The organism is Microbacterium faecale (assembly GCF_014640975.1).
Lineage (GTDB): Bacteria > Actinomycetota > Actinomycetes > Actinomycetales > Microbacteriaceae > Microbacterium > Microbacterium faecale.
On record NZ_BMHO01000001.1, the window covers coordinates 1571950 to 1586938 of the forward strand.

The 14989-nt window shown below is 71.5% G+C and carries 14 protein-coding genes; 6 read left to right on the forward strand and 8 right to left on the reverse strand.

Annotated elements, in window-relative coordinates:
- Positions 1–3: 3 nt before the first annotated feature.
- Together IEW87_RS07470 and IEW87_RS07475 are read right to left on the reverse strand one after the other, a co-directional pair.
- Entirely contained in the window at positions 4–1335 is a 1332-nt protein-coding gene (locus tag IEW87_RS07470) for an O-antigen ligase family protein (protein ID WP_188711639.1), read from the reverse strand.
- The gene (locus tag IEW87_RS07475) at positions 1332–2756 is read right to left on the reverse strand and encodes an O-antigen ligase family protein (RefSeq protein WP_188711640.1); all 1425 of its coding nucleotides are present in this window, start codon (positions 2754–2756) and stop codon (positions 1332–1334) included. The genes IEW87_RS07470 and IEW87_RS07475 overlap by 4 nt, the downstream gene beginning before the upstream one ends.
- 54 nt (positions 2757–2810) lie before the next feature.
- Between IEW87_RS07475 and manA the strand changes: the two genes are divergently transcribed.
- The 4 genes from manA (at position 2811) to IEW87_RS07495 (ending at position 8706) form a co-directional block, all read left to right on the forward strand.
- Positions 2811–3959: a mannose-6-phosphate isomerase, class I gene (manA, locus tag IEW87_RS07480; protein WP_188711641.1), complete on the forward strand. Its 1149-nt coding sequence runs from the start codon at positions 2811–2813 to the stop codon at positions 3957–3959.
- Positions 3960–4105: 146 nt separating this feature from the next.
- Complete coding sequence (locus IEW87_RS07485) at positions 4106–4447, forward strand: WhiB family transcriptional regulator (RefSeq protein WP_188711642.1); 342 nt, start codon at positions 4106–4108, stop codon at positions 4445–4447.
- Positions 4448–4537: 90 nt separating this feature from the next.
- Positions 4538–7321, forward strand: coding sequence for a glycosyltransferase (locus IEW87_RS07490; RefSeq protein ID WP_188711643.1), 2784 nt, complete (start codon positions 4538–4540; stop codon positions 7319–7321).
- Positions 7318–8706 carry a DUF5719 family protein gene (locus IEW87_RS07495; protein ID WP_188711644.1) on the forward strand — a complete coding sequence of 463 codons (1389 nt, stop codon included), beginning with the start codon at positions 7318–7320 and terminating at the stop codon, positions 8704–8706. Before IEW87_RS07490 ends, IEW87_RS07495 begins: the two co-directional genes overlap by 4 nt.
- A 17-nt stretch (positions 8707–8723) precedes the next feature.
- Here the strand turns inward: IEW87_RS07495 and IEW87_RS07500 are convergent, their stop codons facing one another.
- A complete protein-coding gene (locus tag IEW87_RS07500; RefSeq protein WP_188711645.1) occupies positions 8724–9182 on the reverse strand; it encodes a hypothetical protein in 459 nt (152 codons plus the stop codon).
- Positions 9183–9205: 23 nt separating this feature from the next.
- Between IEW87_RS07500 and IEW87_RS07505 the strand changes: the two genes are divergently transcribed.
- The gene (locus IEW87_RS07505; RefSeq protein ID WP_188711646.1) at positions 9206–9412 is read left to right on the forward strand and encodes a DUF3499 family protein; all 207 of its coding nucleotides are present in this window, start codon (positions 9206–9208) and stop codon (positions 9410–9412) included.
- 168 nt (positions 9413–9580) lie between these two features.
- Here IEW87_RS07505 and IEW87_RS07510 read toward each other — a convergent pair whose 3' ends face one another.
- Both IEW87_RS07510 and IEW87_RS07515 read right to left on the reverse strand, forming a co-directional pair.
- Positions 9581–10423 carry an RDD family protein gene (locus IEW87_RS07510; RefSeq protein WP_188711647.1) on the reverse strand — a complete coding sequence of 281 codons (843 nt, stop codon included), beginning with the start codon at positions 10421–10423 and terminating at the stop codon, positions 9581–9583.
- 9 nt (positions 10424–10432) lie between these two features.
- The gene (locus IEW87_RS07515; protein WP_188711648.1) at positions 10433–11011 is read right to left on the reverse strand and encodes a helix-turn-helix domain-containing protein; all 579 of its coding nucleotides are present in this window, start codon (positions 11009–11011) and stop codon (positions 10433–10435) included.
- Positions 11012–11062: 51 nt separating this feature from the next.
- Between IEW87_RS07515 and IEW87_RS07520 the strand changes: the two genes are divergently transcribed.
- Positions 11063–12022, forward strand: coding sequence for an NAD(P)/FAD-dependent oxidoreductase (locus IEW87_RS07520; protein ID WP_188711649.1), 960 nt, complete (start codon positions 11063–11065; stop codon positions 12020–12022).
- Between the two features lie 16 nt (positions 12023–12038).
- On the opposite strand, the gene IEW87_RS07525 is transcribed toward IEW87_RS07520, so the two are convergent.
- The 3 genes from IEW87_RS07525 to IEW87_RS07535 all read right to left on the reverse strand — a co-directional run bounded on the left by IEW87_RS07525 (position 12039) and on the right by IEW87_RS07535 (position 14988).
- Complete coding sequence (locus IEW87_RS07525; RefSeq protein WP_188711650.1) at positions 12039–13034, reverse strand: stage II sporulation protein M; 996 nt, start codon at positions 13032–13034, stop codon at positions 12039–12041.
- A gap of 125 nt (positions 13035–13159) precedes the next feature.
- Positions 13160–13615: a Fur family transcriptional regulator gene (locus IEW87_RS07530; RefSeq protein ID WP_188711651.1), complete on the reverse strand. Its 456-nt coding sequence runs from the start codon at positions 13613–13615 to the stop codon at positions 13160–13162.
- Between the two features lie 62 nt (positions 13616–13677).
- Positions 13678–14988, reverse strand: coding sequence for a DUF58 domain-containing protein (locus IEW87_RS07535; protein WP_188711652.1), 1311 nt, complete (start codon positions 14986–14988; stop codon positions 13678–13680).
- Position 14989: the final 1 nt, after the last annotated feature.

A 14989-nucleotide genomic window follows, 5' to 3' on the forward strand; every position in this document is an offset into this window, starting at 1 on the left:
AGACTACCGGGCCGATCCCCCAGACGGCTGAATCGGCGGCGCCGGGAGCGGCGCGGTCGGATCCAGCACGACGCGCCAGGATCGCTCCTGACCGGCGCGGACTGCGCACACGACGAGCAGCAGCCAGCCGAGGTCGCCGAGCGCGTAGCTCTCGAAGAGCGACTCGACGAGCAGGGCGACGAGCATCAGCGGCAGCCACGCGTACACGACGGATCGACGATCCGCGGCCGCGAGCCAGGCCCGCGCGAGCGCGAGCACGCTGAACGTCGCGAACAACAGCAGCCCCACCCAGCCGAGCTGCAGCACGATGTCGACGTACACGTTGAGGGCGGAGGCGTTGACCCAGCCGAGCGAGAGGTCGATCACGTTCGTGGGGAACGGCTCTTGCTCCCACGTGCCGAAGAGGCTCCACCCGGTGACGGGGCGCTGGCCGATCCAGACGCTGATCTCGCTCCACAGCTCGGCGCGCGCGGCGAACCCTGACCGCGCGGAGAAGAACGCCGCGATCGGGCGGTACAGCACAAGGATCGATACGACGACGAGCGCCGCGATCACGGCCGTGACGAGGTGAGCGCGACGACGGGCGGTGCGGCGCGACCGACGGGCGACGGCGAGCGCGAGCTCCGCCGCGACGAGCGCGCTGACGAGGACGACGGCGGTCGGGGAGCCGGACAGCACGAGCAGCAGCGAGGCGAGGATGAGCGAGTATGTCGCGACATGTCGGGCGATCGCTCGCGCGCGCCACTCGATCGTGAAGGTGATGAGGCCGATGACCGCGACGAAGGCGAGCAGGTTGCGCGAGCCGAACAGGCCCTGGATCGGACCGCCGTTCGCAATCAGCCCCTCGATCCCGAGCGCGACGAATGGTGCGTCGAAGATGATTCCCGACAGCACCTCGAGCGCGAGGGACGCCGTGAGGAGCCACCGCAGCACGTCGCCGACGGCACGGGCGATCTGGAGCGTGTCGCGCACGTGCGCGATCGTGACGGCGACGATCGACCATCCGATGAGTGCGCACCACGCCATCACGGTGCGACCGTAGGTACCGTCGAGCGCCCAGGCCAGGCTGACGATCGCCCACACGAGATACAGGACGAGACTCGTGGGGGCGAACCCGATCAGCGACAGCTCGTCACGACGGGCGACGAGGATCCCGACGCCGAGCACGGCGAGTCCCGCGACGATCGTCGCGAGAGTGACGGGTCCGTTCACGCTGTGGATCGCGGTCGTCAGGAACGCCGCCGTGAGCGCCGTCAGCGTGTACGCGCGGGCGAAGGCCGCCGACCGGAGCAGATCGGCCAGAGCCGTCAAGGCGGCACCGCGCGCCGATGTCATGCGGGCGCGCCGATTCCCGCGTCGCGCGAGGGGTGGCTGAGCGCAGGAGTGACCTTGATCTTCGCCGAGAAGAGGACGACGAGCATCCACCCCCACAGCATGATCGGGTTCGACTCGGTCAGCCCCTGTACGAGCAGCGCCCACAGCACCAGGAGGGGGATCAGCGTCAGCGGCGAGTAGCGCCGGCTTGCGTGACGGTCCCAGCGGGGGCGGTCGACGGCGAAGAACCACGCGCGCCAGACGGCGGATGCGTAGACGGCAGCCACCACCGCGACGCCGAGCGCGCCGAGCTGGAAGAACGCGTCGAGCCACATGTTGTGCGCCTCGAAGACCGAGATGCCGTGGTCGACGATCCAGCCATCGAACGCCGGATCGGTGGGCACCCACGGTGACGCGAAGCCGTTGCCGATCACCGGATGCTGCACCGCGCGGTCGAGCACCGTCTCCCAGATGTCGTCGCGGCCGGTGAGCCCCCCGTCGCGTCCGAGCGCGGCGGCGACGCGATCGTACGCGAGCAGGCCGATCGCGACGACGCCGACCGTCGCGGCGCTCGCCGTCGCGTAGACGGTCGTGCGTCCACGCGGCGTCGTCTGCCAGCGCATGACGAGCGCGATCGCCAGGACGGCCAGCACGACGGCGCCCGCGACGAGGCTCGTGGCGGATCCGGCCCGCGCGAGCAGCCATGCCGCGAGCAGGAGCCACACGGCGCGCATGATGATCCGCTCTACCGGGAGCCGCCCGAGGAACGCGACGCGCAGTCGCACGCCGAACACGATCAGCGCGACGACCATCAGCATGCCAAGCAGGTTCGAGTTGCCCACGATGCCCTGGATCCTGTCGCCGACGAGCCACGCGTCGAAGAGGTTGCCGCGCACCCAGTACCAGTGCGGATCCGCCTCGCCGTCGATCGGGAAGAAGTTCGGCAGGATCGGGTGGTCGAGGATGAGCGCGACCCACGCCTCGAACAGGATCGACAGGGCGACGACCCAGCGCAGGGCGACCTCGAGGCCGCGCACGATCTCGCCCCACGTCAGCATGTCGGCCAGGAACACCCCCTGCAGGGTGAACGCCGCGAGCACGAGCGCGGTCGCGATCGTGGAGCCGGGCCAGGCCGACCACGCCACCGAGACGAACGCGAGGGCGACGTAGGCGAATGCGGCCCACGGCAAGCGGCGCCATGCGAGCGCCCGCGGTCCGCGGCGGCGCGTGAGGCTGGGGATCCAGATGGCGAGCGTGGCGAGGACGGCGACGGCGACGAGGGCGAGCGCACCGATCATCCCGAGAAGGTTGTACCACCACGAGTACGCCAGCGCGCTGAACAGCACGAACGTCGCGTATGCGCGCAGGGCGAGGTGCCCCGTCGCCTCCCGCGCCGGTGCGCGGTGCGGTGGGGACACCGGGTGCGCCGACAGCTTCGCCATGCCTCAAGCCTACGGCGCGCGGGGACGCGACCGGTGTGATCATAGGGTGGGAGCATGCTCGTACCACTTGGCAACGATCCGCGTCCGTTCGACTGGGGGTCGACGACGCTCATCGCGCAGCTCGAGGGACGGCCGGAGGCTGCGCAGCCCGAGGCCGAGGTATGGTTCGGCGACCACGCCGCCGACGCCGCGGACGTTCGTGACGGGAGTGGTCGCACGCTCGACGAATGGATCCGCCAGGAGGGCGTCGAGGTGGGTCCCGACGGCCGACTGCCGTACTTGCTCAAGATCCTCGCGGCCGAGAAGTCGCTGTCGATTCAGGCTCATCCGACGAAGCGACAGGCGGAAGAGGGCTTCGCCGCGGAGCGCGATCTGCCTGACTCTGCGCCGCGCAACTACACCGACGACAATCACAAGCCCGAGATGATCGTGGCCCTGCGCGACGGCTTCGTCGCGCTCTGCGGCTTGCGTGACATCGAGGCCACCGCGCGCCTGCTCGCGCAACTCGGCGACGCCGCCGCGCCGTTGGCCGCGCGGATCCGCGACGACGCCTCGCTCGCCGACGCGATCGCGTGGCTGCTGTCGGGGGACGCGCAGCCCGTCGTCGATGCGATCATCGCCGCGCTCGACGCCGCACGCTCGGTCGAGTTCGCTCCCGACCTCGCCAATGCCCGGCGAAACGCGGCGCAGTTCCCGGGCGACCCCGGCGTCGTCGTGGGGCTCCTGATGAACATCGTGACGCTGGCGCGTGGCGAGGCTCTCTTCCTGCGGGCCGGCCAGCTGCACGCCTACCAGTGGGGCATCGGCATCGAGATCATGGCCGCGAGCGACAACGTCATGCGCGGCGGACTCACACCGAAACACATCGACGCCGGTGAGCTCATGACGGTGCTCGAACGGCGCTCCGGATCCGTTCCCGTCGTGCGCGCGCAGGAGGCTGCGGAGGCGCCCGGCTTCGTCGAGTACCCATCCGACGCGCCCGACTTCCGGCTTCTCGCTGCACGGGTGTCGGGATCCGACACGGCGCGCCTTGAGCCGTCGGGAACGGCGATCGTGCTGTGCACGGCGGGGCGTGTTTCGGTCGCCGCGGGTGAGGCGGCGGAGACGCTCGATGCCGGTCGTGCCGTGCTGGTGACGACAGGGGAGGCTCTCGTCGAGGTGAGCGGAGATGGCGAGGTGTTCGTCGCGCAGCCGGGTGCTTAACGCGCGATTGTGACACGCCGTCGCGCCTCAAACCTTCAATCTGCGGATGAACCCTCTACGATCAGCGACTTGATATTCGCTAATTACACAGGTGTAATTATCGAGGGAAGGCACCCGACGCTGGGACTGACCGAGGGGGAGAGAACATGAGCGCACCGTATTACCGTTCCGAGGCACCGGCCGACTGGTTCGTCGACCCCGCTGAGCGTGGCGTTCCGGGAACGCTCCACGCGCTCGAGGCCACGGACGATGGCGCCCTGTCGTGGCAGAGCGACGCACTGTGTTCGCAGACCGACCCTGAGGCGTTCTTCCCGGAGAAGGGCGGCTCGACGCGCGACGCGAAGCGCATCTGCGAGTCGTGCGAGGTGCGTTCACAGTGCCTCGAATACGCGCTGCAGAACGACGAGCGCTTCGGCATCTGGGGTGGCCTGTCCGAGCGGGAGCGTCGCCGTCTCAAGAAGGCGCAGCAACAGCAACAGGCGTCCTGACCGTCCCGCGCACGCCGGAACTGAGTGAGAGCTTCGCCCGGTGTGTCTGTGACGGGGTCCAGGCAGGCGAGCGCTTAGGCTGAGCGGGTCATGCCCGCCCCTGTCCAAGTCGTGCTCGTCACGCGATCCTCGCCCGCGGCCGCCAGTCGGTTCGAACGCGCACTCGCCGCGCTGCGCGCCCAGACGATGTCCATCGCCGGGCTGACGGTCGTCGTCTGCGGCGATACCGAGCCGTTGCGCGCGGCCGTCGACGCCTCGGGCGCCGACGTCGCGGTGCATGCCCCCGAGCGCGTCTCCTTCGCGGGCGCGGTCGAGACCGCACTCCCGCGCACCCCCGAGGGATGCCACATCTGGCTGCTCGACGACGCCGCCGTGCCCGAGCCCGATGCCCTCGCGCGCTTGACGGCGGCGCTCGAGCGTCAGCCCTCGGTGGCCATCGCCGCACCAAAGCTCGTGCGCGCGGGCGACCGGCGCCGGATCGAATCGTTCGGCGTGACGATGACGACGCTCGGACGATCGATCGAGCTGGCGCGAGGCGAGTACGACCAGGGTCAGCACGACCACGCCGACGACCAGCTCGGCGCCGACATCCGCGGCATGCTCGTCCGGTCGGACGTCGCGCGCGATCTCGTTCCCGATCGGGCGCTGCTCGGCGCGGACGAGGGGCTCGATCTCGGCGTGCGCGCCCGCCTCGGCGGGAGAAGGGTCACGCTGGCGCCGGCCGCGCGCGTCGCCGTCTGGCCGGTCGGAACGTCCTCGATCGCCCAGGCGTACCGCACGCGCGTCGCGCAGCTGCACCGCCGTCTCGCGTACGCGCCCGCGCTCCTCGTCCCCGTCCACTGGATCCTGCTGCTGCCGTTCGCCGTGTGGGCGACCGTGCTCGCGCTGCTCGCGAAGCGGCCCGCCCGGGTTGCACCCGAATGGATGGCGACTCTGACCGTCATGGTCCGCATCGTCTCGATCGCGCGTTCGTGGCGACGCGTGCGGCGGTTCCGCACGGGTGGATGGAGCCAGATCGATCCGCTGCGCCTGACGCGCACCGAGGTGCGCGAACACCAGCAGGCGACCGACGAGCGCCGCGACGCCGTGCGCTCGCCGCTGCACTTCTTCTCCGGCGGGGGAGCGTGGGCGACCCTGGCCGCGTTCGTCGTGAGCGTCGCCGCGTTCATCGCGCTACTCACCTGGCCGGCCGTCGGCGGCGGCGCGCTGTTGCCGCTGCGGAGCACCGTCGCAGGGCTCTGGGCCGATGCCGCCTACGGACTGCGCCCGGAGGGCGCCGCGCACGTCGGCGCTGCGGATCCATTCGGGACGGTCATCGCACTCGTCGGATCCCTGTGGCCGGCCGCACCGACGTACGCGCTCGTGCTGTTGTGGCTGCTGGCGCTGCCCCTCGCGGTGCTCGGCGCGTGGTTTGCCGCAACGCGCGTCGCGGTGCGGCCCGTGGCGCGCCTTGCGCTCGCCCTCGCGTGGGGCGCCGCGCCGCCTCTCTGGGATGCCCTGGCCGGAGGCCGTCCCGCCGCCGTCATCGCGCACCTGCTGCTGCCGTGGCTCCTGTTCGCCGGCGCGGCCGCGCACCGCTCCTGGACCACCGCCGGCGCCGCCTCGCTGCTGCTCGCCGGCGTCGTCGCGTGCGCGCCGTCGCTGGCTCCCGCCCTCGGTCTGCTGTGGATCACGGCGCTCGTCGTCGCGATCGTGCGCGCCCGGCGCGGTATCGCCCGCATCGTCTGGCTCGTGTTCCCGACGCTTGCGATGTTCGCACCTCTCGCGGTCGAGCAGATCGTGCGCGGCACGCCGTGGGCGCTCTTCGCGGATCCCGGCGCCGTCGCACCCTTCGGCCACGGCCCGACGTGGGCGGCGGCCGCCGGAATGCTCGACCCCGATGCGTGGACGCGCGCGCTCGCCGGATTCGGCATCGACCTCGACCTCGCGCCCTGGGTGCCGCTCGCGACCGTCCCGCTTGCCCTGCTCGCGCTCGCCGCCCCCACGACCCGACGACCGGGTGCGGCACTCGTGGCGCTGTTCGCGGCGGCGCTCGGGAGCATCACCGCCGTCGCCGATCTTGCGCTGCGCCTGGTCACGTTCGACGGCGCGGCGGTCGCTGTCTGGCCCGGCACGGCCGTGAGTCTCGGATGGCTCGGACTGGCCACCGCGGCCGCGATCACGATCGAGCACCTGCCGCGTCAGCGGGCGACGGCCACGGCGGTCGCCGTCGTCTGCGTCGGCGTCGCGATCCTCCCGCAGCTGACCGCGCTGCACCGCGGCGACACCCAGCTGCACGCCGGTGAGACATCGACTCTGCCGGCATACGTCTCGGCGGAGGCCCGCGCGGATCGCGCTGTCGGCACGCTGGTACTCACGCCCGTATCCGACGGATCCGTCCGCGCCGAGGTCGTGTGGGGCATCAGCGAGACCCTCGGTGGCGCCTCGACCTTCGCCGCGACCGCGCCGTCCGCGACCCGGGAGGACCAGGAGCTCGCCGACGTCGCCGCGAACGTCATCTCCGGCAGCGCGACGTCGGTCACCCAGCCCCTGTCCGACATAGGAGTGTCCTTCGTGCTGACGCGCGAGACGGCGGCGCCGCAGAACGCCGAACAGCGCGTCATGACCCTCACCGCGCACGCATCGATGGATCAGCGCGCGGGCTTCGTCCGCGTCGGCGAGACGCCGCGCGGCGTCCTCTGGCGCGTCGACGGGGACATCTCCGAGCGCGAAGGTCTGACGGGCGGCGAAGCCACGACCGCGTGGCTCATCTCCGCCGGTCAGATCGCGGCGGGGACGATCGCGCTGCTGCTCGCCATTCCGACGACCCGCACGCGCGAATTCACGCGCATGGAGCCGCGCATCGTCGGACGCCGACGGGAGGAGAGCACGTGACGCGCCGCATGGTGATCCGCGCTTCGGCCACGGTCTCGGCCGGGGTGGTGCTCGCTGCCGGCGCCGTGCTGGCGGCTCTCGCGCCCTGGCCGACGATCGGCCAGACCGGGCCGGGGCAGGCGACCGGCACGCCTGGCGTCGACGTGACGCCGATCGCGGCAGAGGCCGTGCTCGCGTGCGACGGGCCCCTCGTCGCGCTCGGACGCGATGCCTCCGACGCCGCCGGTCTCTCGCACGTGCGGGATCTCGACGTGAACTCCCGAAACGGCCTGCAGAAGGATCCGGCGTCCGATCAGGAGCTCGAGCTCGAAGGCGTCGGCGCTTCGCTCTCGGTCTCGCAGCTGCCGGTCGACGGTGAGTCCGTGCCCGTCGCCGCGGCCGGATCGGCCATCATCGACGAGCCGGATCTCTCGGGCGTCGTCGCCTCGGCCTGCCGCCCGGCCATCCCCGAGACCTGGATCGCCGGTGCCACCGTGCAGACCGGCGTGACCGACGTGCTGCTGATCGCCAACCCGTCCGATGTGGTCGCGACCGTCTCGCTGTCGGTCTACGGCATCGACGGCCGCCAGGATCCAGCCGGCGGCGAGATCGCGCTGTCTCCGAAGTCGCAGCGGGCTGTGCCGGTCGCAAGCATCGCCGGCGAGGAGCAGAGCCCGGTGATCCGCGTGACGTCGCGCGGCGCGCCCGTGCGGGCGACGCTCCAGTCGAGCCGCGTCGAGACACTCGATCCGGCCGGGTTGGATCTCCAATCGGGAACGTCGCCCGCGACGGAGTCGGTCGTGCCGGGGATCCACGTCACGGAGGCCGCGGCCGGCGACGACGACCCGACGCAGGTGCGCCTGCTCGGCACGAGCGGTCGGTCCGGGACCGTCGAGGTCGAGGTCGTGGACGAGGAGTCCGGCGAGACAGCGTTCTCGACGACCGCGGACCTCACCCCGGAGGTCCCCGTCACGGTCGGCTTCGAAGGGCTCGAGGCCGGGACCTATGCCGTGCGCCTCAGCGGCGACGTGCCGTTCGTCTCGGCCGTGCGCCAGGCGTCGGGCGGTGACTACACCTGGCTCGCTCCCGAGGAGCCGCTCACCGGCACGAGCCTCGTCGCGCTCCCCGAGAGCCCGACCGGGCGGTTCGGCCTCAGCTTCGCCGCCGTCGGAGACGAGGGCGCGACGGTGCACGTCGAGCGGCTCGCCGGAGACAACTCCTGGACGCTCGAGCTCGAGGCCGGCGGGTCAGAGACGATCGACGTGCGCGACTGGCGTGCCTACCGCGTCACGGTCGAGAGTGGGCGCGTGACCGGATCCGCGGGCGTGGCCGAGGACGGTGCGATCGCAGCCTTCCCGCTCGCGCCGGACGCCGCAGAGCCCGATACGATCACCGTCGCCCCGTAGGGCACGACCGCGCGGTCTCAGTGAAACGGATCCGCGCCGAGCTCCCACGGCTCGTGCCCGAGATACTCGGCGGCCGCGCCGAAGACCGCGCTCTCCACGAGGATCCGCTTGTGAAAGTCGTCGGCGCGGTACATCGGCAGCCCGTGCGCGCGGTCGAGTCGCTCGACGGGGACCCGGTGCACGACGATCAGGTTGCGGTCGCGATCGATGGTCCAGCGGGGGACCGCTCGATCATCCTCGTGCGTCGGCATCGAGCCGACGTCGAAGTGGACCTCGCGCAGTTCCGGCCACGTCGCCCGCAGGAAGTCCGCCGTCGACGTCACGACCATGCTGAAGATGTCGTAGCGCGACCCGACGCCGGGCAGCGGGGGCTTCGTGATCGGACTGCGCCCGAGACGCCCGTGCCGCCCGTGCCGAGCGGGACGGGGGAACGGCGGATCCTCCGCCTCGCGGCGCGCGCGGTCGAACCACTTCATGCGATCAGCATAGGCTTCAGGACGTGGGTGAACGAATCTGCTCGAAGGTCGCGTGCAATCGCGAGGCGGTCGCGACCCTGACGTTCGACTACGAAGACCAGATGGCCGCGCTCGGCCCGCTCGGTGCCGGGAACGATCCGCACGCCCACGACCTCTGCGCGCAGCACACCGACCGGCTCTCCGTGCCCGTCGGGTGGACCGTGCTCCGCCACGACACCTTCAAGGAATAGCGACGCCACGAGCGCACGCCTCGCGGTGTTGTCGGCAGTCGACGCACGCGGGGTGCGCCTCCCTTCTCCGCCTTGCGAGGCGCACGCTCGTGGCGTCGCTGGGGTGCGTACGTCTCGCGGTGTTGTCGGCGGTCGACGCACGCAGAGTGCGCCCAGCGGCTTCGAGCGTTATGCCGCGGGGGCGCCGGTGAAGGGATCGATGCCGCTGAGCCGCTTGGTGCGGGACGACTCGGCCCGGAGGATCGCGCGCTCGCGCTCGCGACGCACGGCCGCGACGCCGACGAGGAAGAGCTCGGGATGCACGTCGGGGACCGGCGTGACGAACGGCGCCACGGCCGCCGCGAGATCGGCCGCGACCCGCGCCCGCGCCGCGGGGTTCATCGCGTGCGCGCCGGCGGAAAAACGCGTCACCTGCGCGTCGAGGCGGGCGGGGAGGCGAGCGACGTCCGCAACCTCTGCCCAACCCGCGAGCGGCTCGGGGATCCCCCCGGCCGGCTCCGGCAGTGACGGCTTCCGGGCGCGTTCGCTGTAGGTTCCCGCGACGAGGTCGCCGAGCCGCTGCGCACGCGGCGTGAACACGCCCACGATCAACGCCAGGCCGCCGAAGGTCATATACACCTCGAGCACGCCGACGAGCCCACGGATGAACGCGTGGCGGAACCCAATCGCCCCGCCGTCCGTGCGCACGATCCGCCCGCCCGCGGCGAGCTTGCCGAGGCTGCGGCCGCGCGCGAGCGTCTCGACCGTGATCGGTAGGGCCGCGAAGCAGATCACGAGCAGCACGATCGCGAAGATCCGCGAGGTGGCCTGCGTGAGGACCCCCGCAGCGACGAGCGAGCCGACGCCCCAGATCGTGATCACGAGGTAGAGCGCCCAGGCCAGCACGGCGTCGATGAGGCCGCCGAGCACGCGCAGACCGAGGCCGACGGGCTGCAAGTCGAGCGCGACCGCCTCACCCGTGAGAACCTCGTCGTCCGCGACGAGAGGGCGGGGGCCGGCGACCTGAGACATGCTCCCAGGTTACTGGCCGTCGCGTGCTCGCGTGCGCCCGGGGAGGTGCGCGCTCTCGCCGTCGTGGTCGAAGATCGTCAGGATCTCGGCGGGGCTGTCGTGGGCCGAGATCGCGTGCGGAGTCATGGTGGAGAACTCGGCGGCCTGCCCGGGCCGCACCAGGATCGTGCGCGTGCCGAGCCGCAGCCGCACGACGCCGTCGAGGACCGTGAACCATTCGTAGCCGGGGTGCACGCGCGGCTCGGGGGCGTCCGTATTCACGAGGCGCATCTTTGCGATCGTCACGCCGCGGCGGTCGCGCTCGCGGGAGAGGATCCAGACGGTCGCGCCATGCATCGTTTCGGGCTCGGGGCGGATGACGACGTCGTCGTCGCCGGGCGGCTCGACGAGCTGGTCGAGGGAGGTGCCGAGCGCCGACGCGATCGCGACAAGCTGTTCCAGGGCGATGCGCTGATGACCCGTCTCGATTCGGCTCAGCGTCGACGCCGAGAGAAAGCTACGACCGGCGAGGTCGTCCAGCGTCCAACCGCGCGCGCGTCGCAGCCCGCGGACGCGCAGTCGAACAACGTCTTCCGTAGAATCTTGCATAATACGCAAGAGCGTACCCGGTCTATGCAATGCGCGAGTAGCGTCCACGACATGACACACGAGAACTCGGGCCAGACCACCGTCGACGTCGCCGTGATCGGAGGTGGCGCGAGCGGGCTCGCCGCGGCGGTCGCTCTGGCGCGATCGCGACGGGACGTCGTGGTGATCGACGCCGGAGAACCGCGCAACGCGACCGCGGACGGCGCGCACAACGTCCTCGGAAACGAGGGGATCCCGCCTCAGGAGCTGCTTTCCCGGGGCCGCAAGGAAGCCGAGTCCTACGGCGCGCGGATCCTCGCGGGGCGGGCGACCGATGCCTCGGGAAACCTCGACGACTTCACGATCGAGGTCGACGACGGTGCACATCGGATCCGCGCCCGCCGCGTCGTGCTCGCCACCGGGCTCGTCGATGAGCTTCCCGATGTGCCGGGCATCGCGGAGGCGTGGGGGAACACCGTCCTGCACTGCCCGTTCTGCCACGGTTGGGAGGTGCGGGACGCGCGCATCGCGATCCTCGCGCGCGACCAGAACGCGGTCCATCAGGCGATGCTGTTCCGACAGCTGAGCGACCGCGTGACGTTCATCCGTCACGAGGAGGGCGGGCTCGACGATGATGGCCGGCGGCGCCTCGCAGCGCTCGGGGTTCCGGTGGTGGCGGCGCGCGTCGAGAGGATCGAGGTCGACGGCACCCGCGTGCGCGCGTTGCGCCTCGCCGGAGGGGAACGGCAGGAGGTCGACGCGGTGGTGGTCGCGCCGCGTTTCCACACCAGGACGGAGCTGTACGAGGCGTTGGGCGGCCAGGCGGAAGCGACGGCGTTCGGCCAGCAGCTCCCCGTCGATGAGCGGGGCATGACGAGAATTCCCGGTGTCTGGGCGGCGGGGAACTCCTCCCAGCCGATGGCGATGGTCACCGGCGCCATGGCGAGCGGCCTCATGGCGGGCGCCGCCGTCCACGGCGACCTCGCGGCGGCTGATCTCGAGCGGCGACTCCTCGCGACGCCGACGGCATAGCCGTCGGCGCAGGCGATCAGCCGGCGACGAGGCGCGAGGTGCCGGCCTCGTACTCTGTGAGATCCCCCGTCTCGCCCGCCCTCACGGCGCGGCGACCGACGATCAGCATGTAGGCGAGGAAGACGCCGAGCGCGATCGCACCGATACCGATCTTGATGGCGTGCGGCCACTCCTGGCGCGTGATGAAGCCTTCGACGAGGCCCGACAGCCCGAGAGCGATCACGAGGCCGACCACGACGGTGGCGAGGGCGCGGCCCTCCGCCGCGAGCGCGGTGGCGCGCGTGCGGGTGCCTGGCGCGACCCATGCCCAGAAGATGCGCATGCCGGCCGCTCCCGCGACGAAGATGCACGTCATCTCGAGCAGGCCGTGGGGGAGGATGAACAGCAGGAAATCGTCGCCGCGCCCGTACCAGTTCATGACGGCCGCCGAGGTGCCGAGCCCGACGGCGTTCTGCATCAGGACGAAGACCGGGTAGACCCCCGTGATCCCGAACATGATCGCCTGCGCGGCGATCCAGGCGTTGTTCGTCCAGACCATGCCGGTGAACACGCCCTCGGAGTGCTCGCTGTAGTACGCGACGAAGTCCTCCTCGGCGTACTTCTTCAGCTGGGCCTCGTCGCCCATCGCAGCCATGTACGCGGGATCCTGCTGCGCCCACCAGCCGACCAGTGCGACGATGCCGATGAAGGACATCGCGACGATGAGGGAATCCCACCGGATCCGGTACAGCGCGGCGGGCAGCTGTCGCGCGAAGAACCGGGGCACCTGCCGCATCACGTTGTCGGGTGCGCCGGTCAGCATCAGGCGCGCACGCGCGAGGATGTTCGAGAGATAGTCGCCCGCGGCAGAACGCCCGATCGAGGTCTTGATATCGGCGAGGTCCGCGGACGCCGCGCGGTACAGGTGCACGAACTCGTCAGTCTCGGCACCGGTCAGCCGGCGGCGGCGCGCGAGCTCGTCGAGCCTGTCCCACTCGCCGCGGCGCTCGTCGATCAAGGCGTCGATGTTCATCGGATCCAGCCTACGCCGCCCGCGCACCGCACTTCGCGAGTGCCGACGTGCCCTTCTCGTCGCCGCTCAGGGCGTGGTCGCACTCGCGAACGACACGGGCGGCGACGGGGACGCCCTCGGGGGCGCTACTCGCAGTCGGCGCAGATTCCGCGGAAGGTGACGCTCGCTTCGAGGATCCGCATGTCGTGGTTGTGGTTCGGAGCCAGACACGGTGCCTCGCCGACGACGCAGTCCACGTCCTCGACCCGTCCGCAGACGACGCACTGCACGTGGTGGTGGTTATCGCCGCGGGCGAGCTCGTAGAGCGAACTCGATGCCCCTGGCAGACTCACGCGCTGCGCGATGCCCGCCGCGGTGATGTCGTTGACGATGCCGTGCACGGTCTGCAGGGCGATGCCGGGGATCTGCTCGTGAACGCGCTCGTGCAGTTCGTCGACCGCGACATGCGCGCTCTGTCGCAGCACGTCGAGCACGGCGGATCTCTGCGTCGTCACGCGCAGGCCGGCCGCGCGGAGCATGGTCGGTGCGTCGACGACCTCAGCGCGCGCCGCGGCGCGCGGGGAGGGGTCGATCGAGGTCATTCGCCGATTCTATCTTGTTCTGAACGATTCGGGTCTTGGTGTAACCGGGACGGGGAGGAGGTTCACAGCCGGCCCGCCTTCTTGAGCGCGAGGTAGCGGTCGGCGATCCGCGGGGGGAGATCCTCCGGGGTGTCGGCGATCGCCTCGGCTCCCGCGCGCGAGATCGCTGACGCCACGAGCTCCGCGTCGTGACGCGTCGCCTCGGCGGCGGCCGCGCGGTAGTAGTCCGTGATGGATCCGCCGGCGCGCGCCGCCTCCGCGAGTCCTGCGTCGGTCACGGTGCCGACGAGCACGGTCGTCGCGGCATCCGGGATCCTCGTCAGTCGCGCCAGGAAGTCGCGCGAGGACGAGAGCGCCTCCTGCGCGGTGAGGATCACCACGAGACTCGGTCTCCGGGCGAGGCGCCGCGCCTCCGCGAGCGCTCCGTCCCAGTCGGTGTCGATCATCTGAGCTTCGACGGGGGCGAGGGCATCGACCATCGCGGGGAGCAGGCGCGCCCCGTCGACGCCCGTGACCCGTGCACGGACGAGACGGTCGTACGCGACGACGTGGACGTGGTCTCCTGCCCGGGTCGCGAGCGCGGCGAGCAGAAGTGCCGCTTCGAATGTCGCGTCGAGTCGCGTCTCGTCGCCCACCCGCGCCGCCGCGGTGCGACCGGTGTCGATGATGATGACGACGTGACGGTCCCGCTCCGGTCGCCACGTGCGCAGCATCGTCGTCGACGCTCGCGCCGTGGCACGCCAGTCGATCGACCGCACATCGTCCCCACGTACGTACTCGCGCAGCGAATCGAACTCCGTGCCCTGACCACGCACCTGCAGCGACGTCGCGCCGTCGAGCTCGCGGAGGCGCTGGACGCGGCTGGCGAGGTGCCGCCGGGCCCGGAAAGGCGGCAGTACGCGGATCGCGGTGGACGTCTCGAGTGCGCGGGAGCGGCCGGCGAAGCCGAGCGGTCCGAGCGTGCGCACGGCGATGAACTCGCTGCGCAGCTCCCCGCGGCGGCGTGGCTGGAGGTCGATGCGCACCGTGCGCGACTCGCGTGGCGGAATGGTCAGGCGCGGCCGGCTGCCGTCGGCGCCCGCGGTGGGCTGCCATCCGTCACGGATCCGCGCGCGCACCGTGCGATCGCTGTCGTTGATGACCTGCAGCCGCGTGACGGCGTCGTCGCCGAGCCGGACGCGCTGCGGCACGGCGCGGGAGAACCGCAGCGCGTCAGGGGCGGGCGCCGCCAAGACGTCGAACGTGCAGACGAGCGCGACGAGGAGGACCCACCCGACGAGCACGAGCCACGCGTCGAAGCCGGCGGCGCTCAGCGCGACGATCGGCACGGCGCCGAGAGCGACGAGCAGCGGGAAGCGACCGGTCAGGAACACG